16 protein-coding genes and 1 tRNA gene are annotated in these 23,671 nt (G+C 40.8%); 13 read left to right on the top strand and 4 right to left on the bottom strand.

The features are described 5' to 3' along the window. Nucleotides 1-29 precede the first annotated feature (29 nt). Both C9J12_RS07855 and C9J12_RS07850 read left to right on the top strand, forming a co-directional pair. The gene (locus C9J12_RS07855; protein WP_107242189.1) at nucleotides 30-2,573 is read left to right on the top strand and encodes an Ig-like domain-containing protein; all 2,544 of its coding nucleotides are present in this window, start codon (nucleotides 30-32) and stop codon (nucleotides 2,571-2,573) included. Nucleotides 2,574-3,044: 471 nt separating this feature from the next. Further along, nucleotides 3,045-5,345: a cytochrome c peroxidase gene (locus tag C9J12_RS07850; RefSeq protein WP_107242188.1), complete on the top strand. Its 2,301-nt coding sequence runs from the start codon at nucleotides 3,045-3,047 to the stop codon at nucleotides 5,343-5,345. A 512-nt stretch (nucleotides 5,346-5,857) separates the two neighbouring features. On the opposite strand, the gene C9J12_RS07845 is transcribed toward C9J12_RS07850, so the two are convergent. Beyond that, a tRNA-Ser gene (locus C9J12_RS07845) sits at nucleotides 5,858-5,948 on the bottom strand. 191 nt (nucleotides 5,949-6,139) lie between these two features. Between C9J12_RS07845 and C9J12_RS07840 the strand changes: the two genes are divergently transcribed. The 7 genes from C9J12_RS07840 to C9J12_RS07810 all read left to right on the top strand — a co-directional run bounded on the left by C9J12_RS07840 (nucleotide 6,140) and on the right by C9J12_RS07810 (nucleotide 13,476). After that, nucleotides 6,140-7,069: an SPOR domain-containing protein gene (locus tag C9J12_RS07840; protein ID WP_227876300.1), complete on the top strand. Its 930-nt coding sequence runs from the start codon at nucleotides 6,140-6,142 to the stop codon at nucleotides 7,067-7,069. A 605-nt stretch (nucleotides 7,070-7,674) separates the two neighbouring features. Further along, nucleotides 7,675-8,703 carry an amino acid ABC transporter substrate-binding protein gene (locus tag C9J12_RS07835; RefSeq protein WP_107242187.1) on the top strand — a complete coding sequence of 343 codons (1,029 nt, stop codon included), beginning with the start codon at nucleotides 7,675-7,677 and terminating at the stop codon, nucleotides 8,701-8,703. A gap of 85 nt (nucleotides 8,704-8,788) precedes the next feature. Beyond that, a complete protein-coding gene (locus tag C9J12_RS07830) occupies nucleotides 8,789-10,000 on the top strand; it encodes an amino acid ABC transporter permease (protein ID WP_107242186.1) in 1,212 nt (403 codons plus the stop codon). 4 nt (nucleotides 10,001-10,004) lie between these two features. Beyond that, on the top strand, nucleotides 10,005-11,102 hold the full coding sequence (locus C9J12_RS07825; RefSeq protein ID WP_107242185.1) for an amino acid ABC transporter permease: 1,098 nt from the start codon (nucleotides 10,005-10,007) through the stop codon (nucleotides 11,100-11,102). 101 nt (nucleotides 11,103-11,203) lie between these two features. Further along, nucleotides 11,204-11,941, top strand: a complete 738-nt coding sequence (locus C9J12_RS07820; RefSeq protein ID WP_407675674.1) for an amino acid ABC transporter ATP-binding protein — start codon at nucleotides 11,204-11,206, stop codon at nucleotides 11,939-11,941. A 385-nt stretch (nucleotides 11,942-12,326) separates the two neighbouring features. Further along, nucleotides 12,327-12,992: a Bax inhibitor-1/YccA family protein gene (locus C9J12_RS07815; protein WP_011218877.1), complete on the top strand. Its 666-nt coding sequence runs from the start codon at nucleotides 12,327-12,329 to the stop codon at nucleotides 12,990-12,992. 154 nt (nucleotides 12,993-13,146) lie between these two features. Then, nucleotides 13,147-13,476: a TusE/DsrC/DsvC family sulfur relay protein gene (locus C9J12_RS07810; RefSeq protein ID WP_107242184.1), complete on the top strand. Its 330-nt coding sequence runs from the start codon at nucleotides 13,147-13,149 to the stop codon at nucleotides 13,474-13,476. A gap of 128 nt (nucleotides 13,477-13,604) precedes the next feature. On the opposite strand, the gene yccX is transcribed toward C9J12_RS07810, so the two are convergent. After that, nucleotides 13,605-13,877: an acylphosphatase gene (yccX, locus tag C9J12_RS07805; RefSeq protein ID WP_011218879.1), complete on the bottom strand. Its 273-nt coding sequence runs from the start codon at nucleotides 13,875-13,877 to the stop codon at nucleotides 13,605-13,607. Between the two features lie 94 nt (nucleotides 13,878-13,971). Between yccX and C9J12_RS07800 the strand changes: the two genes are divergently transcribed. Beyond that, entirely contained in the window at nucleotides 13,972-15,372 is a 1,401-nt protein-coding gene (locus tag C9J12_RS07800) for a methyl-accepting chemotaxis protein (protein WP_107242183.1), read from the top strand. A gap of 112 nt (nucleotides 15,373-15,484) precedes the next feature. Then, nucleotides 15,485-16,678 (top strand): class I SAM-dependent methyltransferase, encoded by a 1,194-nt coding sequence (locus C9J12_RS07795; protein ID WP_107242182.1) that lies wholly within the window; start codon nucleotides 15,485-15,487, stop codon nucleotides 16,676-16,678. Nucleotides 16,679-16,741: 63 nt separating this feature from the next. Here the strand turns inward: C9J12_RS07795 and C9J12_RS07790 are convergent, their stop codons facing one another. Further along, nucleotides 16,742-17,500 carry a sulfite exporter TauE/SafE family protein gene (locus C9J12_RS07790; protein WP_107242181.1) on the bottom strand — a complete coding sequence of 253 codons (759 nt, stop codon included), beginning with the start codon at nucleotides 17,498-17,500 and terminating at the stop codon, nucleotides 16,742-16,744. 288 nt (nucleotides 17,501-17,788) lie between these two features. On the opposite strand from C9J12_RS07790, the gene C9J12_RS07785 reads away from it, so the two are divergent. Further along, on the top strand, nucleotides 17,789-18,433 hold the full coding sequence (locus C9J12_RS07785; RefSeq protein ID WP_107242180.1) for a DUF2057 domain-containing protein: 645 nt from the start codon (nucleotides 17,789-17,791) through the stop codon (nucleotides 18,431-18,433). Nucleotides 18,434-18,510: 77 nt separating this feature from the next. Here C9J12_RS07785 and C9J12_RS07780 read toward each other — a convergent pair whose 3' ends face one another. Then, nucleotides 18,511-19,740 carry an EAL and HDOD domain-containing protein gene (locus C9J12_RS07780; protein WP_107242179.1) on the bottom strand — a complete coding sequence of 410 codons (1,230 nt, stop codon included), beginning with the start codon at nucleotides 19,738-19,740 and terminating at the stop codon, nucleotides 18,511-18,513. Between the two features lie 466 nt (nucleotides 19,741-20,206). Here C9J12_RS07780 and C9J12_RS07775 point away from each other — a divergent pair, with 466 nt between their 5' ends. Further along, entirely contained in the window at nucleotides 20,207-23,347 is a 3,141-nt protein-coding gene (locus tag C9J12_RS07775) for a chitinase C-terminal domain-containing protein (RefSeq protein ID WP_107242178.1), read from the top strand. Nucleotides 23,348-23,671: the final 324 nt, after the last annotated feature.

Raw genomic sequence — 23,671 nt, 5'->3', positions numbered from 1 at the left:
CTCTGAAATATATTGATAGGGACATTATTATGAAAAAATCGTTAATAACATGCTCGCTAATCGCCAGTTTTAGCGTCATGGGTCAAGCCTATGCCGTAGATTGCTCTCAACTCGCCAGTTGGGAACAAGACACCGCATACAATGGCGGAACCAAAATACAAAGTAGTGCCATCGCTTATCAAGCGAATTGGTGGAGCCAAGGTAATGACCCAGCAAACCATTCTGGTCCGGGGCAAGAATGGACAAATATCGGTAATTGCAGTGGTAACCCAGGTAATCAGCCCCCCATCGTTACGGTTACCTCTCCTCTCAACAATGCACAATTTACGGCAAATGATGTCGTTGTATTAACGGCAACAGCCAGTGACCTTGATGGCAGTGTCGACAATGTTGAATTTCTCTTAGGTACTCAATCTCTCGGCACTGTTTCCGTTTCTCCATACACTTTGGATTGGGTTTCTGTGGTCGGTAATTACAATATTGAAGCACGTGTTACCGACAACCAAGGGGCGAGCACAAGCCACAATGTAGCAATCAGTATCGTTAGTGCCACCAACAATTTACCGCCCGCTGTAAGCCTAACTAGCCCAACACCGTCCTCTCAAATTACCGCTGGTGATAGCGTATCAGTTACTGCTAATGCTTCCGATGAAGATGGATCAATCTCGCAAATCGATTTCTATGTTAATGACCTGCTCATTGGTAGCGATAATAGCACCCCATACGAATACTCATGGACCGCTATAGAAGGAGTGAAAACCTTCAAAGCAAAAGCAACCGATAACGAGAATGCCACAACATTCAGTGAAGTTATCACCGTTGCTATTGCAGGTGGTTCTGTTGGTGGCGGCTGTGCAGGTGTATCGGCCTACACTGCGGGAAACAGTTATGGTACAGGTGATACGGTTCAAAACCTGAATAACAAATATCGCTGTGAAATAGCTGGTTGGTGCTCATCTGATTCATCTTGGGCTTATGAACCAGGCAATGGGTTGTACTGGACTGACGCTTGGAGTGACTTAGGCATTTGCGCTATCGTTCCTGAAGTTAATATTACATCACCAGCAGATAACAGCATTGTTCTTGCCGGTAGTGACGTCGAAATTCAAGCCACAGCAACGGATGCCGACGGTACAATAAATCAAGTACACTTTTTTGCAGGCAATACAGACTTGGGAATTGATACTACTGCCCCATACTCTCTGAATTGGTTAGCAGTAGAGCTTGGTGAAACCTCATTGAAGGCAATCGCAACCGACAACGAAGGCAACAGTGCGGAATCATCGATATTAGTTAGTGTAAGTGACCAAGCATTAGTGACCAGCTTAACCTCACCAACCAGTGGCACCACTGTCAGCTTGGGTAAAGCCTTTAATCTTTCAGCTACGGCATCATCACTCAATAGTGCCATTCAACAAGTGGACTTTTTGGTCAACGGTAATGTGGTTGCCACAGATACTACCCAGCCATATTCTGCGAATTGGACGGCAGGCTCAGCAGGTAGTTACACCGTAACAGCGCTTGTAACCGATACCCAAGGCAGCACCGCACTATCAACGGCCGCCACGGTAAAAGTTGTCGAACAGTCTGCGACAAAACATCAGCTTATAGGTTACTGGCATAATTTTGTAAATGGTGCTGGTTGCCCTATTCGTTTACGCGACATTTCACCCGCTTGGGATATCATCGATATAGCTTTTGCTGATAATGACCGTAATAGCAATGGTACTGTTCATTTCAATCTCTATGCTGGAGATATACACAGCACCTGCCCGGCATTAAGCCCTGAGTTATTTAAACAAGATATACGTGAGTTACAAGCTCAAGGAAAGGTTATTGTTCTATCTCTTGGTGGCGCAGAAGGCACTATCACGCTTAATAACGGTACCGACGAAGCCAATTTTGTCAGCAGCTTAACTTCTATCATTCTAGAGTGGGGATTTGACGGTTTAGATATTGACCTTGAAAGTGGCTCAAACCTACTTCACGGTACTCAAATTCAAGCTCGTCTACCGCTGGCACTAAAACAGATCGAAACCAATATTGGTGGTGATATGTACCTAACAATGGCACCCGAACATCCTTATGTTCAAGGTGGCATGATAGCCTATTCCGGAATTTGGGGGGCATACATCCCTATAATAGATCAACTCCGCGACATGCTTAACCTATTACACGTACAACTATACAATAATGGCGGGTTAGCCAACCCTTATACTTCAGGTATTGCCCCTGAAGGCTCTGTTGATATGATGGTTGCATCTTCACGTATGCTGGTTGAAGGCTTTGAACTAGCAAACGGTACCATGTTCCAACCATTGCGCGACGATCAAGTCGCTATTGGTTTACCATCTGGCCCAAGCTCTGCCAATTCAGGGCAAGCTCCGACTCAAAACATTGTTAATGCCCTTGACTGTCTAACGCTTGGTACAAGCTGCGGAACCATTTCACCCACTAAACTCTATCCAAATTTTGGTGGGGTGATGACATGGTCTATCAATTGGGATGAACATGATGGTTATAATTTTTCAGGCCCTGTTGGTGACAAGCTAAAGGCAATGAACGGAAAATAGCAGCAATAGGAAATAACAACAGCGGAAAAAAGCCATAATAAGTGTCGGTTATTTTTCGTTTACTATAAATCCCCTCTACCATGATGGTAGAGGGCATCTTTGATACTAATACTATTAATAAGAATTAAGTTTCAACAATAAAATCATTATCCTCATATAAATTAAGATTAGTGTCATATTTACAACACTCAATCTTTAACATGATAAATTCTCACGTTAAACAAATATACTCACACAAAGAAATATAACTCACCAATAATAATTAGAATATAAAAAATATTACTTTCAATTTAATTTCTCACTTTAGAAACCAAAAAATCAAACATAAAAACACTATATTTTATATTTATAATGATATCGCAAAAATGATAAATAGTTTTTACATTTATCACTCATTATTAATTGGCAAGGAATAAAACTCGACCATTGTTAATTGTGTTAAAAATAAAATTAAAACACTAGGAGCGCGTAATGAGTAATAGAACGAATAAAAGACGTTCACGGCTCGGTGCTGTGATAGCAGCTACAACTATATTTGGCTTATCGACAGGGTATGTTTATTCAGTAGAGCCAGTTGTTGTTGAACCTCCATCTATTGGTTCATTAAAAGGAATAGAACCAGCTGCAGTTCCAGGCATTGAAAAATATATCAAGAATAAGAATGCTGCTATTAAGCTAGGTAAAGCCCTATTCTGGGATATGCAAACAGGTAGCGAAGGACAAAGCTGTGGTAGTTGTCACTTCAGTGCTGGTGCGGATCCCCGGGATAGAAACCAACTTAGCCCTGGTTTAAACCACACGGATCCAAATAAAAGAGAGGTATTCAACTCAACTAAATCTGGCGGTAGTGGTGGCCCTAATTACACCCTTACACTTGATGATTACCCATTTACCCAGTTTAATGACCCTAAAAATCGCAATTCTGGAATTTTATTTGAAACCGATGATGTAACGTCCTCCCAGGGTATATTTAATAGTCACTTTAATGGATTAAATATTGTTAAGGAATATAATGACTTTACTGATGGCATTGAAAATTGCGACAAAGTAGATGATATATACCATGTTGCGAATGTAGGTAGTCGAAAAGTTGAACCACGTAATACACCTACCATGATCAACGCAATTTTTAACTTCAGAAACTTTTGGGATGGTCGTGCAAATAATGTATTTAATGGTGTAGACCCATTTGGTCGTCGAAATGAAAACGCACGAGTTGTTTATTATAACCAATCAACAAGCAGTACAACCCTTGAAGAAGTTAATCTAATTAACTCAAGTGCAGCATCACAGGCTGTTGGTCCTCCTTTAAGTGATTTCGAAATGTCTTGTGGCGGAAAGTCATTTAAAGAACTTGGTCGTAAAATGCTAAAACTTAAGCCGCTCGCATTACAGGAAGTCGACCCTACCGATAGTGTGCTTGGTTCATCAGCTGTATTTGGTGGCAAAGGTTTAATGGTTGATTACCGTAAACTGATTATTGATGCCTTCCAAGACGGTTATTGGAAGAGCCCATATAAGTCAGACGATGGCTATAACCAGTTTGAAATGAACTTTTCATTATTCTGGGGGCTAGCAATCCAAATGTATGAAAGTACATTGATTTCAGATGATTCTCGATTCGACCGCTTTATGGACGGTGCTTCTAGTGAATTAACCAGTGCTGAACAGGCAGGTATGGGCATCTTCCTTGGAAAAGGTAAATGTGCAAACTGTCACAGCGGTCCTGAGTTTTCGAAAGCTGCGACTCACCTTGTACCAGAAAACGAAGAAGATGGTTTAGTTGAACGTATGCTTATGGGCAACCAGCTTCCAGCTGCTTACGATAATGGATTCTACAACATTGGTGTTCGCCCATCTGAAGAAGACTTGGGTGTAGGTGCTGATGGACCATTTGGACACCCTCTATCCTTCACACGTCAAGCTCAGGTTGTAGCCGGTGGCGGTAATGCACCAGACGATTTTGAGGTAGATCCAGATACGTTCGAAGTTAACCCAGGCGTACCGCTCACAGCGTATGAACCTAACGCAGTAGATGGCGCATTTAAAGTACCGGGTCTACGAAATGTAGAACTAACGGCACCTTATATGCACAATGGTGGTATGGCAACCCTAGAGCAAGTTGTTGAATTTTATAACCGAGGTGGTAACCGCCAAGGTACTGATACACATAATACATCAGGCTTTGGATCTCACGATTCTAACCTAGACCCTGATATAAATAGCTTAGAACTATCATACGAAGAGCAAGCCAACCTTGTTGCCTTCTTAAAATCACTAACTGATGACCGTGTTCGTTGGGAGGCAGCACCATTTGATCGCCCACAGCTATTTGTAGCAATCGGTCACCCTGATGATGAGAACTCTGCATCAGATCGCGGCGATGGTCTAGCAGTTGATGAATGGTTAGAAATTCCTAAAGTGGGTGCGCAAGGTAGAACAGCTAAAAATCTACCAGCATTGGTTGGATTCTTAGAAGAAGCAGAAGACCTTTCACCTGATGCGGTAGACGACTATGCGACAACAAAACGTTATAGAACAATCACCCTTCGAGTGCTTGATAATGACGTAGTTAATGGTGCAGCTATCGATGCTAAAACAGTTGTTGCTACTAACCTTCCAGCATCAAGTAAAGCAGCTATCACAGTCAGAAATGACGGTACGATATCGTACTTTGCTAAAAGAAAAGGAACATTTACCTTTAACTACACTGTTAATGATGCAAACGGTAATACTTCAAACGTAGCAACAGTCACTGTAACAGTGAACTAATTCCCCTACGAAAAACTTAAAGCAACAAAACCCAGATCGAAAGATCTGGGTTTTCTTTGTATTGTACCTTCATATGGGCTGTTGCCTTTTCGCACCTTCGGCACAGACAATGTGCTTTCGCTTCGCTCAGGAGAACCCAATCTAGGATTCTGCATCCCTATCTTATTTGGTAAAGCCCATACGTAAGAAAACCGCTAACAATGTAGCGGTTTCTTTGAATATGGTGGAGTGTTCTGGGTAAGGCGGATTTGGCACAAATACCTCTAGCCACAAATGCTAGAAGCAAAAAGGGCGCTGATAAGTCAGCGCCCTTTTCTAAATGTGGCGGAGAGATAGGGATTTATTACTCGCAAGCTCGTACCCTTCGGGCTATTGCCTTCTCGCACCTTCGGCACGGGCAATGTGCTTTCGCTTCGCTCAGGTGAACCCAATCTAGGATTCTGCATCCCTATCTTATTTAGTAAAACCCAGACGTAAAAAAACCGCTAACAAAGTAGCGGTTTCTTTGAATGTGGCGGAGAGATAGGGATTTGAACCCTAGAAGGGCTATAAACCCTTGCCGGTTTTCAAGACCGGTGCTTTCGACCACTCAGCCATCTCTCCGTAGGCGGCAGATAATACGTATCTTCCTCTTTGCTGTAAACTTTTTTTGTTAACTATTGGCTCGACTGCGCAAATTATATATAAAATGATTAAAAAATCGTTCTTTGGCAGAAATTTCACTTATTAATGACAACTTTTGTGTTTCTATATGTCCAATTATTGAATTTCTTAATATTTACATGTAGACCGATATGCTTAGCAACATTAGACGTTTTGCAGTTTACTGCTCATTATTTGCTTGCTTACCCTTTGTAAATCTAGCAAAAGCAAACTCGATATCTCCTTCAGGTAATTCGTTATGCACAGTTGAAATATCAACGACGAATAGCGTGTGGAAACAACTTAACAATACTTGTGATATTGGTGCTGGGTTATGGGGGAAAACACCAAAATCAAGTACTGGTAGTTTTTGGGTTCAATGTAACTACAGCAGCGCAATTCCAAACAAAAGCTTTTCACGAAAAGTGAACCTCTTATTTCCTGACAATGCTTATTTGATAGAAGATACTGGTAAGTATCGTTGCCTTATTGGTCCCTACTCGACGCATATCAAGGCTATGGGGGCAAAACAGCAACTTGAAACCCAAAAAATAACAAGCACATTCATACGGCAAACAACAAAAACAATATCTGGTTTAGTTAAGGTGCCTACATTAAAGACCGTATCAAAGTCCAAAAATACGCAAATAACGCCATCCAAAGCACCGAATAATCCCAAGCTAAACACGCTTGTTGAAAATAGAGTTGTACTTAACTCGATTATTTACTCTTTTACATTTAATGGATTGCAGTATCACCAGCCCAAAGATATTTACTCGACTGAAAATATGCCACCAATGTTCATCAATGAACAAGACAACTATTGGTCGCGTATAAATATTAATAGCGCTCAAAAATGGTGTCGCAATTATGGATTACGGCTTCCTACATATGAAGAGATTGAACTGCTACAAAGCCATGGCAGACACCTCCTAATGCGATATCGCTGGCCAACAGAAATCAGCTATTGGACTTCATCCGTCAATCCTATCACCAACGAAATAAAGACGTTAAATTTGCGAAGTGGTCAGTATGATGAATATCGCCCGCCTGCGCTTTTATATACAACGTGTGTTAAATAATAAGCCGATGACAAATAATAGAGTTAACTAATCCGCGTTAACTTTATTATTTGTTCCACATTTTTTTGCTTTGTTATCGTGCAGTTGCCACATAAAGGAAGCAACAAAACTCTTTAATTACTCATCTGTAAGAAATCAAAAAACGCATATAACTGCATAAAAGCAACGTAACTGCATAGCATTGTTAACATCACTTCATTTGAGTATTTAGCCCTCATCCCATTATTAATTAAACCCAAAATATTAGAGCAAACCCTCAATAAAACCTTTTCTTTCCAGTATTATCACTATCCTTATTTCTCAATATCACTCTGCCTTTTACCATTCCTTCATTATAAACATCGCAATTACCCTCATTCAAGAAAGATCAAAACAAGCTGAATAATAACGTACGCACAAACGCATATAAATTCACAAAAGCAGATTGGTATATAACTTGCTAATTATAAAGAATTAACGAAAACGTGATCAGAAACCATCATAACAATAGACGTTAAGGATTCTGTTTCTATACTTATATTTGTTAACAAGTTATTTACATTAAAGTAGCTATACATTCAAAACAAACACAACATGAATTTTTACATTAAACAAGGACGGCAATAATGGCTAAAAAATCATCAGTACTATTTGCGGCGATAGCCACTACATCAGCACTTTTCGCGGTTAATGCATCAGCAGCTAACACGACCCTAGAAAAGGTAATGAAGCAAGGTTATGTCCAATGTGGTGTGAGTGCTGGCTTACCAGGCTTCTCAAATCCAAACTCTAAAGGGGAATGGGAAGGGCTTGATGTTGAATTCTGCCAGGCAATCGCAGCAGCAACTGTCGGTGATAAAACAAAAGTTAAATATATTCCATTAACAGCAAAAGAACGTTTTACAGCACTTCAATCAGGCGAGATTGATGTGTTATCTCGAAATACAACATGGACTCTACATCGTGATAGTGCTCTAGGCTTGAACTTTGCTGGTGTGAGTTATTATGACGGCCAAGGGTTTATGGTCAAAAAAGAACTAGGTGTCTCTAGTGCCAAAGAACTCGATGGCGCTGCAGTATGTGTTCAATCAGGTACAACGACAGAACTTAACCTTGCCGATTATTTCCGTGTTAATGGCATGAAATATAGCCCCGTTGTATTTGATACAGCTCCTCAGACATCTAAAGGTTTTGACTCTGGCCGATGCGATGTATTAACCACAGACCAATCAGGATTATATGCACTTCGTCTAAACCTTGCCGAACCTGCTTCTGCGGTTGTTCTTCCTGACGTTATTTCTAAAGAGCCGCTAGGACCTGTTGTTCGACAAGGCGATGATCAATGGTTCAATATTGTTAAATGGACATTAAGTGCAATGCTTAACGCTGAAGAATACGGTGTTACATCTGCAAACGTCGATAAAATGAAAGAATCAAAAGATCCTAATATTCGTCGCCTAATTGGTTTAGATGGACCTAAAGGTAAAGGACTTGGTCTAAATGATGATTGGGGATACCAAATCGTTAAACAAGTGGGCAACTATGGTGAAAGTTTCGAACGTACTGTCGGTACAGGCTCACCTCTTAAAATCGAACGTGGCTTAAACGCGCTTTGGAAAGATGGCGGTATTCAATACGCAGCACCTATTCGTTAATCTTAAATCAATCTACATATTATGAAACGGAGGCAGTGGCATTATTGCTGCCTCCCAACATCTCAATAGGAACTGAGGTTGTTGTATGGCTCCTAAAACAGCAAAAGCGTTAAATACATCGGATGTAGCAAGTCCACCTAAGAAACAAAATCTTTTTTATAACCCCACTTTTCGCGCCATTGTTTTTCAACTAATCGCGGTATTGGGCTTACTTTTCTTTTTTTACAACGTCATAAATAACGCACTGGAAAATCTTGATGCACGTGGTATTGCAACAGGATTTGGATTTCTCCACCAAGAAGCTGGTTTTGGTATTGGCTTAACACTGATCGATTACGATGAAACATATACTTATGGTCGTACCTTTTTTGTCGGCTTACTAAATACAGCGTTAGTGTCTGTTTTAGGTATTTTTTTAGCGACAATTATCGGCTTCACCGTTGGTATTGCACGTCTTTCTTCAAACTGGTTAATCAGTCGCTTTGCGGCACTTTATATCGAAATATTTCGTAATATCCCCCTCTTATTACAAATTTTCTTTTGGTACTTTGCAGTACTTCAAGCACTACCGTCACCGCGTCAGAGCCTAAGCATAGGCGAAAGCCTTTTTATTAATGTACGTGGGCTTTATCTTGCCGGCCCTGTCTTTAACGATGGTTCAGGTTGGATATTTTCTGCATTAGCTTTAGCGATTGTGCTATCCATTATATATGCCATTAGATCACATAAAAAACAGCAAGATACAGGGGAGCAATCGCCCATATTACTCACAACCATAGGCATGGTAATTGGTTTACCTCTTATTGCTTTTTTCGCAGCAGGTATGCCTGTATCGATTGAATATCCAGAACTAAAAGGGTTTAATTTTCGTGGTGGTATCTCGATTTTACCGGAACTAGCTGCTTTGCTTGTTGCACTTAGCATCTATACCGCCTCTTTCATTGCTGAAATTGTGCGTTCAGGTATTAATGCCGTCAATCATGGGCAAACAGAGGCATCACTTGCTTTAGGTTTACCACGAAGTAAAACGTTGCGCTTGGTCGTTATTCCTCAAGCAATGCGAATCATTATTCCACCTCTTACTAGCCAATATTTAAACCTTACCAAAAATTCTTCATTAGCGATGGCTATCGGTTATCCCGACCTCGTCTCTGTTTTTGCTGGCACAACGTTGAACCAAACAGGTCAAGCCATTGAAATTATTGCTATGACTATGGGGGTTTACCTAAGTTTAAGCTTAATTACGTCATTCTTTATGAATATGTACAACAAGAAAGTCGCTTTGGTGGAGAGGTAATATAATGAGTCATCATAATTTTCAGCCTGACTTACCACCACCAGCAAATACTGTCGGTATTATTGGATGGGCTCGTCAGCACTTATTTTCATCGATAACAAATTCTATCGTAACCCTTTTCCTCGCTTATTTTGCAATAACGGGATTATGGGCTGTTATCCAATGGGCATTTATAAACGCCGATTGGATTGGAGATACACGTGATGCATGTTCTAGTGATGGAGCATGTTGGGTATTTATTAATGTCCGTTTTGATCAATTCATGTTCGGATTCTACCCTGCCGACCAACTTTGGCGACCAAAGCTGTTTTATTTTACGCTCGCAATTTTCATTTCATTACTTGTGATTGAAAAAACACCGGGTAGAAAATGGATTTGGTTATTCTTTGTTAATGTTTATCCTTTCTTTGCTGGCTTCTTGTTGTACGGCGGTGTATTTGGCTTAGAAGTTGTTGATACCCACTTATGGGGTGGTTTGCTCGTCACACTGGTTATAGCGATTGTAGGCATTGTGGTTTCACTGCCTATTGGAGTAGCACTCGCCCTTGGTCGACGTTCTGAAATGCCAATAATACGTAGCATATGTACCGTTTATATCGAGATATGGCGTGGTGTCCCCCTTATTACCGTATTATTCATGGCTTCTGTACTACTGCCATTATTTTTAACCTCAGAAATGGAAATGGATAAGCTTTTTCGGGCATTAATCGGCGTGGTGTTATTTAGCGCCGCCTATATGGCAGAAGTTATACGGGGTGGGTTGCAAGCAATACCTAGAGGTCAATACGAAGCGGCAGATGCGCTGGGGCTCTCTTATTGGAAAAGCATGTACCTGATTGTGTTGCCGCAAGCCTTAAAGATTACCATCCCTTCAATTGTGAACACCTTTATTGGTCTATTTAAAGACACCAGCCTTGTATTGATCATCGGTATGTTCGATGTGTTAGGTATTGGCCAAGCCGCTAACAGCGACCCCGAATGGTTAGGCTTTTCGACAGAAAGTTATGTTTTTGTCGCGCTCGTTTTTTGGACTTTCTGTTTCAGTATGTCTCGTTACAGCATTTTTTTAGAAAATAAATTGCACACAGGTCATAAACGATAAGCAAGGATAGCACTATGACAAGCAGTACGTTGATTGCAAGTAGTAACCTTTCTGGTGGTGAAGCCACTTTGGACGAAACAACAAAGTCGGATCAATCTATTATGACCGATACAATGATTGAGCTATCTAACGTTAATAAATGGTATGGGCAATTTCACGTACTAAAAGACATCAACCTAACCGTAACTAAAGGTGAAAAAATCGTTATTTGTGGTCCTTCTGGCTCAGGCAAATCAACCTTGATTCGCTGTATTAACCGCTTAGAAGAACATCAGAAAGGTCAGATAGTTGTTGCTGGTAACGAACTAACCGATGACCTTAAAAATATCGAATTAGTGCGTAAAGAGGTCGGTATGTGTTTTCAGCACTTCAACCTATTCCCCCACCTTACCGTATTAGAGAATTGTACCCTTGCGCCTATTTGGGTGAAGAAAATGCCTCAGAAAGAAGCTGAAGCATTAGCGATGAATTACCTTGAACGCGTTAAAATACCCGACCAAGCAGATAAGTACCCTGGTCAACTTTCTGGTGGGCAGCAGCAACGTGTCGCGATTGCACGTTCGCTATGCATGAACCCGCAAATCATGCTCTTTGATGAACCAACTTCAGCGCTAGACCCCGAAATGGTACGCGAGGTGTTAGATGTTATGGTTGAATTGGCTCATGAAGGTATGACCATGATATGCGTAACGCACGAAATGGGGTTTGCCCGTCAGGTTGCCGATCGCGTTATCTTTATGGACCGTGGTGAGATCATAGAAGAAAACAATCCTCATGATTTCTTCGACAACCCACAATCTGACCGTACGCAGTTATTCTTAAGCCAAATACTGCATTAAATTTAATCGAGCACTAAAAGCGAAGCTTTATTCAGCTTCTGTTTTGCTGCATGATGTAATCTACGAATAAAGCTGAACAGTTTGCATATAGAAAATATCTGCATAGCGAAAGGGTTTATTCGTAATCACTCGATGAGTGTTACAATGTGCAGCTTGAGGATTTATAACCTCATACGAATTTATCGTACGAATGACACTGAAATATTTATTTACATTTTTACCAAAAAAGATAATGAATTGTTAAGTATCATTCGACTCAAGAACTTAGATAGGATGTGTTTGGTCAGTAAATGGTTTTATTACAAGTTAATAGCTTGCAATTATGAACGTTTGCCCTCATATATGTCTTAACAAATATCACATAACTAACCCTAAGGGGACACTTATGAACGATCGTATAGTGAATCGTACTGGATCTTACGATAGCGTACTTTCAACCAATAAGGTTTTAAGAAACACGTACTTCCTACTTTCTCTAACATTGCTTTGGTCTGCGGTTATCGCTGGTACCGCTATGGCAATGAACCTGCCTTATCCAGGAATCATCATTACGTTGGTTGGTTTCTACGGTCTAATGTTTTTAACTGAAAAGAACAAAGACAGTAGCCTTGGTATCGTATTTACATTCGCATTAACGGGTTTCATGGGTTATACCCTTGGGCCAATTCTGAACATGTACATTGGCGCTGGTATGGGGCACGCAATTGTTCCTGCTCTAGGCGGTACAGCTCTTACATTTATGGCTTGTTCTGCATATGCACTAACAACTAAGCGTGATCTATCATTCTTGAATGGTATGTTAATGGCTGGTTTTGTTGCGATTATTGTTGCGGTTGTTGCAAACATCTTCCTACAAATACCAATGCTTTCATTAGCAATCAGCGGTATGTTTGTTCTGTTCTCTTCAGCGGCGATTCTGCTTACTACGCAGTCAATCATCCGTGGTGGTGAAACAAACTACATCTCTGCAACTGTTACATTGTATGTCTCTATCTACAACCTATTCCTAAGCTTGCTACAAATCTTAGGTATCATGGGTAACAACGATTAATCACTTCTTATTAGTGAATCGTTAAATAGATGATAGAAAGCGTCCGAAATGGACGCTTTTTTATTGCCTGCAATTTACATGATTTTTTCATTTCTACTTGCAGCACCGTGTTCGAATCACTATCCTTTCTGCGATCCGAATACCGAGGCGCACCATGCTTGAACTTAATGGCAAACAAATAGAAACCGACGCTCAGGGTTACCTTAAGAACGTTGATGATTGGTCGAGAGATATTGTTCCCCTTCTCGCTCAAGATGAAGGTATTGAATTATCTGAGGCACATTGGGAAGTGATTCTCTTTGTAAGAGAATTTTATTTAGAATTTAACACTTCACCCGCTATTCGTATGCTTGTAAAAGCAATGGCGAAAAAATACGGTGAAGAAAAAGGTAGCTCTCGTTATCTTTACAAGCTCTTTATCAAAGGGCCAGCGAAGCAAGCAACAAAACTTGCTGGCTTACCAAAACCCGTAAAATGTATCTAACACCTTTGCTGGATACATGAATAAACACTAAAAACAGGGCGCTAAGTTATTCAATCAGCCCTGTTGTTTCTTTTATTCCACCCTCTTAATTTCCACTCGCACTATTTGTTTAATCTATAAAAACCATGTTATTTGATTTCGAATCCATCAATATGTCGCCATTCAATGATTTCAGCGTCGATATTGTCAACCCTTGACGTTTTAGGCCCACTTTCTAACCAAGCCAGCAACTTATTCACGTTAGCTTCACTTCCACACGCTAGCACTTCAACGCTTCCATCTGGTAGGTTCATCGCATAACCACTCAAACCACCTTGTAAACCTTCATGAGCGGTATGAAATCTGAACCCAACCCCTTGAACTATTCCTTTAACGCTTGCCTTTACGCAAATCTGTGACATATATCACCTCAAGGATTTTATAAACCAACCGATAACGACTTATATAGTAAATTGTCATTAGACAGTCGTATTCTTCGTTAATCAGGACACCAATATGAAAGAAGTCGCGTTTCGATGGATTGATAAGTACCTCATTCATTTAAAGATACAAGAAAAGTTTTATCTTTTATTTCTTCTGCCTTTAATTGCTATTATCAGTGTTAGTGCCATTTTAGTCGATGCAGCTAATGAACAACGTATTGAAATCACGACAAACCAACTCAATACAGCAACAGCATTATTATCAAAATACAATGTTAGCCAATCAGATGCTGTCTCATTACTTGCTAATAGTGGATTAAAAATTGGGAATGGTGAAATTTCTTCAACCGTTTCTAACATGAACTATGTAATATCAGCGATTGATCCGTCCAGTATTTATAGCTACCTGTCTACCACACAAATCAGCTTTACGATTCTGCTGCTTGTTGTTGTATTAGCCTGTGTCTATTTCATAATGACATTCATCGGTGGCGCGATGTTCACCATGAACAGAGCCCTCGCTAATTTGGCCGATGGCGACTTAACACAGCGTATGAACTTCTTTCAAGTACGCGACGAGTTCAGCACCATTGCCATTACCATAGACCGCGTAGCTGATCGTGAACAAAAATTGGTTCAAGCCACACAAGAAGCAACAGCAATGATGCAGCAAATTAGTAGTGACCTGCGTCAACGTAGCCATCAAAGTGAAAACCTTTCAGCAAGCCAGCAGCAACATTTAGATTCATTAGCCAGCGCAACAGAAGAAATGGCGACATCAATCCGTGAAGTGGCTACTCACGCTCATCAAACATCGGATCAAACCCGAGAAGCACAAGAAATGTCTGAGCTTGGTCGCACACAAGTGGGTGAAACAAAATCGGCCATTTCTACGCTTTCGAGTGAAATTAATTTAGCAGCGAGTGCTGTCTCTGAACTCGACAATAATGCAACAAAGATAAACGATGTTGTCACAACAATTAATGGCATATCTCAACAGACGAACCTATTAGCATTAAACGCAGCAATTGAAGCGGCACGTGCTGGTGAGCAAGGTCGTGGCTTTGCTGTTGTTGCTGATGAAGTACGTACCCTTGCAGGACGCACACAAAGTGCAACCGTTGAAATTCAACAAATGATTGAATCCTTACAGCAAAACAGCCAGCAGTTAATGTCGGTAATGCATAATACCGTTCAAAATGCTCAGCAAAGTGAGCAGTTAATGGATTCTGTCGATAATGAAATCAGCCAAATTACAGAACGTAATCAGCAGATATCTGATCGCAGTACAGAAATTGCTGCCGCCGCAGAACAACAAGGTGCAGTGGCAGATAATATTGCCTCTAGCGTTGAGCAAGTACGCGAGCAGTCACGTCAGGTTTGTAACGTGATTTCTCAATCAAGTACAGAGATTGATCGACTCAACCAACAAGCAGAAGTGCTTGAATCTTTGATGAGCGGTCTTAAAGCTTAATAAACTGTAACTGTTTATCTCAAGCCGCCTATTTTGGCGGCTTTTTCATTTGCTTTTAATGATTAGCAGCAACATAATACGCCCCCATTCGATTTCCTTAACTGGGCATGTCATGACTGCTTCTATTTATCTTGTTAAAGGCCGTGAAAAATCACTTCGTCGCCGCCACCCTTGGGTTTTCTCTCGCGGTATCGATCGCATTGAAGGGAATAAACCTTCAATGGGTGAAACTGTTGAAATTTACGACAACAAAGGCGAATGGTTAGCACGTGGTGCGTATTCTCCACAATCACAAATTCGTATTCGTGTTTGGACATTCGATAAAAAAGAAGTAATCAACGTCGATTTCTTTGTTAAGCGCCTTAAAGCTGCACAAGCTTTACGTGATGTATTAGCAGCACGTGACGGTTTAACAGGCTACCGTTTAATCGCCGCTGAATCTGATGGTTTACCAGGTATCACCATTGACCGTTACCAAAACTTTTTGGTTTGTCAGCTACTAAGTGCTGGCGCTGAAGAACAGAAAGATGCACTGGTTGAAGCATTAAATATCTGTTACCCAGAATGTAGTGTATACGAACGTTCTGATGTAGCAGTTCGTAAAAAAGAAGGCCTAAAACAGCGTACAGGTGTTCTTTCAGGCGAAGAGCCACCTAAGTTTGTGACTATCGAAGAAAACGGCATTAAAATCAATGTTGATATCGTCGGTGGACATAAAACAGGTTTCTACCTAGACCAACGCGATAGCCGCCAAGCCGCCGTTAAATATGTGAATGGTAAGCGTGTTCTAAACTGCTTCTGTTACACTGGTGGTTTCGGACTTTACGCTCTTAAAGGTGGTGCTAGCCAAGTCGTTAACGTTGATGTTTCACAACCAGCGCTAGACACAGCACGATTAAACACAGAAGCGAACGGTTTACCTGTTGAAAACGCAGAATTCGTAAATGCTGATGTGTTCAAACTTCTGCGCGAATACCGTGAGCGTGGCGAATTCTTTGATGTTGTTATCATGGATCCACCTAAATTTGCTGAATCTAAATCACAGCTGGTAGGTGCATGTCGTGGTTATAAAGATATCAACATGCTGGCGATGCAAATTCTTAATCCCGGCGGCATATTATTAACATATTCTTGTTCTGGTTTGATGGACAACGGTTTGTTCCAAAAAATTGTTGCAGATGCAGCCCTTGATGCGCACCGTGAAGTACAGTTTATTGAACGTTTTGGCCAAGCAGCTGATCACCCACTAGACAGTGCTTACCCTGAAGGTTTCTACCTGAAAGGTTTTGCTTGCTACGTTAAATAAAAGCGAGCAAACAACCATTGCTACGCTAAACAAAAAGCCTGATTCTGTCAGGTTTTTTTGTTTCTAAAACATTAATGCCGCTATACAACCGCATAAGGTCATTATAAATAAGAACCACTTGAGGGTGGCTGGTTGTGCTTTAATCGCCATATTAACGGCAATATGAGCACCAAACATAGTACCAAATGCCAAAATCAACCCTGGTACCCACATCACTAATCCTTCAGCAATGAATAACCCTAATGCGACAACAGTAAATACTAATGTACATAGCATTTTGAGTGCATTTGCTCTTACCAAGTCATAACGTAATGTGCCAGCTAACGCTGCAATTAATACAAACCCCACTCCAGCTTGAATAAAGCCACCATAAAAACCAGCAATACCCAGCCCCCACCACGAACTCGGAGTATCCCTTACTTTATTAACTAGCGTGCCTGGCTCTGGGGCAATAAAAGAAGGCTTCACCAGCATCACTGCCGCCATAGTCAGCATTGTACCTAATAGTACGGGCTTTATGTATTCAGTTGGCATATACGCAGCAGCAGCAGCTCCGATTAAGCCACCGATAACAGAAGGAATAAGAATAGGGATTATATCGTCAGAATCCATCTTACCATGACGTTTAAACCCTGATACAGCAGTCACCGCCTGCATAGCAACCCCTACCCGATTAGTGGCATTTGCCACTTCTGCAGGCATCCCCATGATCATTAGTGCAGGTAAGGTTAAATTAGAACCGCCACCAGCCAGTGTATTGATAATACCGGCTAAAAAGCCTGTTATGAGTAGCAGACAAACATGTAGAAGCGTTATGTCCATATAATGCTTGTATCCTATGTTATGTGGAAGCTGGGTATAGTTATTAACTATGATGAACGTTACGCTAGCACAATAAATAAACAAGATTAGCGAAAAATGATGTAAACCTGATATTTAGTACAGCATTGATATCAAAAGGCACTATAAATTGATTACGGGTACATCTGGTTCAGTTTAGATTCAGGTTTCTGGCTTCAGACTCAAGGTCGCTGGGTATACAATGTAATACTTTGTCACACTTACATTCGCTTTATCTTAATTCGTCATTAGAATTCGAAAGGAATAAACATGAAACTACGTACCGCCATCATCGCTCTAACAGCTTGTGGACTAAGTTTTCCAACATTAGCAGACGTAAACCTTGAATTACCTAAAAGTGCTGAACTTGTACTGGTCAACGGTGTTGATGCTGAAGGTAACGCTGCGCTTACTTTGAAAGATGGTAAAAACCAAATCGCATTCCGCATTGAACAAAACTACCGCGAAAATGGCGATTACAATCTATTCAAGTCAGATATCGTTATCATGACGTTTGACGGTCAAGATGCTAATTATGTATTAACACTACCTAAAATCACATCAAGCCTTGAGGGTGAAAAGTTTAACCGCAACCCTTCACTAAAACTAAAAAATAAATCAGATAGCTCTGTGAATTTTGAGCAGGGTAAGCTAATGAAAAATGGCGTACAGTTTGGTCGTGATTTAGAAAAAGAGATGGCAGTCTACAACCAATCATCTCAGCCAGCGGCCTATGCAATGGCAACAGGTGCAATCGCTGTAACACTACCAGCCACGATTAACCCTGCTGATTACCCTGCACTTCAAAATAAAAATGGCGACAAAACAACGGTAGCTGGTCAAATGCTAGATTACTGGTACAGCCAAGCAGATGAAGCAACACGTGCTAACTTTAAAGCGCGCATTGCGAAGTAAGCTCTTTTTTCTATTTTATTAGAGTGGGAATACAAAAGGCTTTGTATAAACGAAGCCTTTTTAGCCGCTCATTATAATTAATGTAAGTAACTGTTATTGCGTACTTCACGGATCATTTGATTATACAAACGCCCAACCAAATCCGGCGAAATATCATTCCCTTCCGTTACACTATAAAGTAACTGCCAATCAGCCTGCTCAAAGGCGATAACACTTTCCAGGTATTTTTTAAGATCATACTCTTGCCCTAATAAGGCTTTTTTAATTTCATCATTAACCTTCAGCATATCTAACGCTTCTTGAATATCTAAACCTAAAATATCGGGAAGGTTTGAAAATAGTCCAACCAAAAAAGCCCTATCGATAAATGTTTTATTTTTACCTGTATTTATTGCAACCAACTCGCAAAAACGTGCCCGACTGACCGCTTTCGTATAAATATCAGTCGTTCTTGTTTGCGTTAATTCTTGAGCCGTTAATAACGATATAAACTTCCGCATATTATTCTCACCCATAAAGCATACAGCTTGCTTTATCGAACCAATCGTACCCTGTCTGCCATACAAAGACGTATTCAGAAAAGAAATCAATTTATGCGTTAATTTAATATCAGATTCAAAAATATTCGTTAGCTCTTTGTAACAGTAATTATCTGTCATAACATGTTGAAATACATTAAGTAAAATACCTTCATTCAAAGTATTTGTTCTAACTTCAACAAGATTTTGCTTTGAAAACACATCGCCTTTGAAAAAATCCACCTTACACAAAGAGTACTGCTTAAACTCTTCATAAGAAGAGATATCATCAAGAATAATACGCAAATTGAATCTTTTTGCCTTATTGATCAATGATTCAACTAGTGATCTTTTTTTGTTTGTAACCGATATCTTCACATGGCTTATATTTTTCAGGTAGTTTTCAAAGCCGTTATAAAGAACACGATCATCCATCATTAAAAAGTAGTTATTACGAGATGCTTTTTGGACTAAGTCTAATAACTCCGTATCAAGGACTTCTTGTTTTGATAATTCAATAACTAAGCCACGTGAAGAAAAGAAATAATCGATAATATTTTTAAATGTATTTTTCTCAAACGTAATAATCAACACTTTATTGTCTGAGTACTGATTGAGACCTGCATGAACCAATAAATCGTTCAATTTACGAGGATCAGATCTGTCTGAAAAAACAGACATCGGAATACACTTGTCAGAAAACTGCGTTTTATTCATAAAGCTTATTTGGTAAGCAACCTTATTTTGCTGACGATTAAAAACAGGTTGTCTTACAACAGAAAAATCCATTTACTCTTACTCTTTTCTAAATATCGATATAATCGTGGAAATCGGCACATTCTATGAAGCAATGTCACACTTTATTTATAACATTATCCTGCTATTAATCATTCTTTAAATTTCATTTTTGCCAATTCAACCACAATTAACCTTAACATTGTAAATACATCGAAACCAACCCATTCACAAGTGAAATGAATAAAAGGTATTTATTTTCAATCTAAATATGCTCTCTAACCTCACACATACCACAAATCTTTCTTGCTTAGATTGGCATTCAAATTAGTTCTCGGTGCAAAATAAGATCATTTCCGTTACATAAAAACGACAGTTATTTGCGATTTGGTATGTAAAACAAGACAAACGATTGTGCGCATTTTGTCATCAACCCTATAGTTGTTTTTGTTCAGAACAGAAGTTTTCTGGTCAACGTGATTTTATCAATTCAATGAAACAATGTGTTAAGGATGATGACATGCACCATTTGAAACAAAGGTCGATATCTAAACCCTTATTTACGCTCAGTACCCTCACGGTTTCTTGTTTACTTGCATTTAATGCGCAGGCAGCTATAGATTGCAGCAGTATAGAAGAATGGAACTCAAGCTCTTCCTATTCTGGAGGAGCGCAAGTACAAGAAAATAATATTGCTTATAAAGCAAATTGGTGGACTCAAGGGCAATCACCATCTACCCACTCTAATGCCTCTCAAGAATGGTCTTTACTCGATAGCTGTAAAACCGATGGAGGTATAGGCAACGAAGCACCAACGGTTTCGCTAAGCTCACCATCAGCTTCTGATATTATTACAGAAGGTGATACTGTTTCGATTACTGCCAATGCAGCAGATGCAGATGGCGCAGTGGTACGCGTCGATTTTTATACTAACGGCACGTTAATCGGTTCTGATTCATCAGCCCCTTTTGCTTTGTCATGGATGGCAAGTCCAGGCCAACACAGCGTAACAGCGAAGGCAGTCGACGATAAAGGCGCTGAAACAACCAGCTCAGCTGTCATTATTACTGTTGATGCTGCCCAAGGTGGAAATGAATTACCAACAGTAGACCTAACCCTCTCAACCAATAGCGTAGACATTGGTGCAACAGTCGCACTGACTTCAGTTGCTGCCGATTCTGATGGCACAATCGATAAAGTCGACTTCTTTGCCAATGGGGCATTAATTGGTACAGCCGCGACGTCACCATACACTCTCACATACACTGCGACTCAGTCTGGAAGCATCAGCTTTTTTGCTCGTGCTACTGACGATTTAGGAGCCACCTCTGACTCTGTGATTAGTCAACTTACAGTATCTGGTGGTCCTGTTGCCGGTAATTGTCGCCCTGATGGTCTATATCAAACAGAGGGGGTAACCGTACCTTACTGTAGTATTTATGACGAAGATGGACGTGAAGTCATGGGCGCAGATCATCCTCGCCGTGTGATTGGCTACTTTACAAGTTGGCGCGCAGGTGATGATGCGCAAACCTCATACCTTGTAAAAGACATCCCTTGGGAGCAACTCACTCACATTAACTATGCTTTTGTGAGTATTGGTGCTGATGGCAACGTGAATATCGGAGACGTTAACGACCCGACTAACCCAGCAGTGGGTATGGAGTGGAACAACGTTGAAATTGATCCTACGTTAGGTTTTAAAGGGCATTTTGGTGCACTCGCGACAGCCAAGGCTAAGCATGATGTTAAAACGCTCATTTCAATCGGTGGGTGGGCTGAAACAGGTGGTCACTTTGGTCCAAACGGTGATCGTATTGCCGATGGTGGCTTCTACACCATGACAACCAATGCTGATGGCAGCATAAACCATGCTGGTATCGAAAAATTTGCAACGTCTGCAGTTGAAATGATTCGTAAATACAAGTTCGATGGTGTCGATGTCGATTACGAATACCCAACCAGTATGTCGGGCGCTGGTAATCCTGACGATATAATTTTTGCCGAAGCTCGCCGCCCTTACCTCATGCGTTCATACCATGAGTTAATGCGTGTACTGCGTGAAAAATTAGATAAAGCCAGTGCTAATGATGGCATTCACTATATGCTAACCATCGCAGCTCCATCTTCTGGCTACTTGTTACGCGGTATGGAAACAATGGAGATCACTAAGTATCTCGATTATGTCAATATCATGTCTTATGATCTGCACGGTGCATGGAATGAACACGTAGGTCATAACGCAGCCCTTTACGACACAGGTAAAGATTCAGAGCTTGCTATGTGGAGTGTCTATGACACTGCAGCTTATGGTGGTATTGGTTACCTGAATACTGACTGGGCATATCACTACTTCCGAGGCTCAATGCCTGCAGGGCGCATTAATATTGGGGTTCCATATTATACGCGTGGTTGGCAAGGTGTCACAGGCGGAAATAATGGGCTTTGGGGTAAAGCACCACTGCCTAATCAAGCAGAATGTTTAGCGGGTACAGGTGAAGGCGAGAAAAATAAATGCGGCAATGGTGCAATGGGCATTGATAACTTGTGGCACGACAAAGGGGCTGCCGGTAATGAAATGGGCGCAGGCTCGAATCCAATGTGGCATGCAATGAACTTAGCACAAGGCATTTACGGTACTTACACGGCTGCTTATGGGCTCACGCCATCGAGTAATCCACTTGTGGGTACTTACGCGCGCAATTACGATGAAGTGGCTGTTGCGCCTTGGTTATGGAATGCCGAGAAGAAAGTATTCCTATCTACTGAAGATAAAGAGTCCATTAACGTTAAAGCTAATTACATCGTCGATAAAGAAATCGGTGGCATCATGTTCTGGGAGCTAGCAGGTGACTATAACTGCTATGTGCTCGATGCTAATGGCCAACGTACCAGTATTGATGCAACAGAAAATGCCTGTAAGACCGGAAACGGCGAATACCATATGGGTAACACAATGACAAAAGCTATCTATGATAAGTTTAAGTCTGCTACACCGTATGGAAATACTGTCGCAACAGGTCCGATACCAACAGAAGCCGTCGATATTACAGTATCAATCAGTGGCTTTAAGGTGGGCGACAAAAACTACCCTATCAACCCTAAGTTAACCTTTACGAACAACACTGGATCTGAACTTCCTGGTGGAACGGAATTCCAATTTGATATTCCAACATCAGCGCCAGATAACGCTACCGATCAATCTGGTGGTGGTTTAGCGGTTATAGCATCAGGACACGCAGCTGCGAATAACATTGGCGGACTACAAGGTGAAATGCACCGTGTTGCCTTTACCCTACCGTCTTGGAAGAATTTACCCAATGGCGGCACGTACGAGCTGGATATGGTTTATTACCTCCCAATATCTGGACCTGCTAATTATGCCGTTAACATTAACGGTAAAGAATATGCACTCAAGTTTGAATATCCAGATCTACCGCTAGGTGATATTGGCTCAGGAAGTGGTGGTAATGGCGGCGACTGTAATATTACAGGCATAAACACTTACCCTAACTGGCCACAAACAGATTCGGGCGGTCAGCCTAGCCACGCTAATCAAGGAGACAAAATCATTCACAACGGCGTAATCTACCAAGCAAACTGGTGGACAAGCTCAACACCTGGAGGCGATGGCAGCTGGGCAACGGTTTGCTCAATTTAAGCTAATCGACATCATTAATTTGAAGCGCAGATAGTATCTGCGCTTTCATTTACAAAACAAACAATCAACAACCAATCATCGGCAAAACATATAAACCAACTGCATATTGGGTTTCATCCCTCACAAAAAATGAGATATTGTGCTCATTTTTTAGTCAAACAGTTCAACGGGCTATTTTTAACTTTGTTAGATAAATACAGATAATTTTATTAATAAATAACAATACTTTATAATGTGAGACTGAAACTTAGTTTCACCTTTATATTCAATTTTGTAACCTTGGGTTTAAAGCCTAATTAAACGATGTTTAGTAAATAAGCACCT

Origin of the sequence: Photobacterium frigidiphilum (assembly GCF_003025615.1) — a bacterium.
GTDB lineage: Bacteria > Pseudomonadota > Gammaproteobacteria > Enterobacterales > Vibrionaceae > Photobacterium > Photobacterium frigidiphilum.
The sequence above is the reverse complement of the archived record's forward strand: the minus strand, read 5'-3'. Positions and strand labels throughout refer to the sequence as shown.

Coding starts and splice junctions, on each gene's coding strand:
- C9J12_RS07855 (WP_107242189.1), top strand. CDS start 30: ATGAAAAAATCGTTAATAACATGCTCGCTAATCGCCAGTTTTAGCGTC.
- C9J12_RS07850 (WP_107242188.1), top strand. CDS start 3,045: ATGAGTAATAGAACGAATAAAAGACGTTCACGGCTCGGTGCTGTGATA.
- C9J12_RS07840 (WP_227876300.1), top strand. CDS start 6,140: ATGCTTAGCAACATTAGACGTTTTGCAGTTTACTGCTCATTATTTGCT.
- C9J12_RS07835 (WP_107242187.1), top strand. CDS start 7,675: ATGGCTAAAAAATCATCAGTACTATTTGCGGCGATAGCCACTACATCA.
- C9J12_RS07830 (WP_107242186.1), top strand. CDS start 8,789: ATGGCTCCTAAAACAGCAAAAGCGTTAAATACATCGGATGTAGCAAGT.
- C9J12_RS07825 (WP_107242185.1), top strand. CDS start 10,005: ATGAGTCATCATAATTTTCAGCCTGACTTACCACCACCAGCAAATACT.
- C9J12_RS07820 (WP_407675674.1), top strand. CDS start 11,204: ATGACCGATACAATGATTGAGCTATCTAACGTTAATAAATGGTATGGG.
- C9J12_RS07815 (WP_011218877.1), top strand. CDS start 12,327: ATGAACGATCGTATAGTGAATCGTACTGGATCTTACGATAGCGTACTT.
- C9J12_RS07810 (WP_107242184.1), top strand. CDS start 13,147: ATGCTTGAACTTAATGGCAAACAAATAGAAACCGACGCTCAGGGTTAC.
- yccX (WP_011218879.1), bottom strand. CDS start 13,877: ATGTCACAGATTTGCGTAAAGGCAAGCGTTAAAGGAATAGTTCAAGGG.
- C9J12_RS07800 (WP_107242183.1), top strand. CDS start 13,972: ATGAAAGAAGTCGCGTTTCGATGGATTGATAAGTACCTCATTCATTTA.
- C9J12_RS07795 (WP_107242182.1), top strand. CDS start 15,485: ATGACTGCTTCTATTTATCTTGTTAAAGGCCGTGAAAAATCACTTCGT.
- C9J12_RS07790 (WP_107242181.1), bottom strand. CDS start 17,500: ATGGACATAACGCTTCTACATGTTTGTCTGCTACTCATAACAGGCTTT.
- C9J12_RS07785 (WP_107242180.1), top strand. CDS start 17,789: ATGAAACTACGTACCGCCATCATCGCTCTAACAGCTTGTGGACTAAGT.
- C9J12_RS07780 (WP_107242179.1), bottom strand. CDS start 19,740: ATGGATTTTTCTGTTGTAAGACAACCTGTTTTTAATCGTCAGCAAAAT.
- C9J12_RS07775 (WP_107242178.1), top strand. CDS start 20,207: ATGCACCATTTGAAACAAAGGTCGATATCTAAACCCTTATTTACGCTC.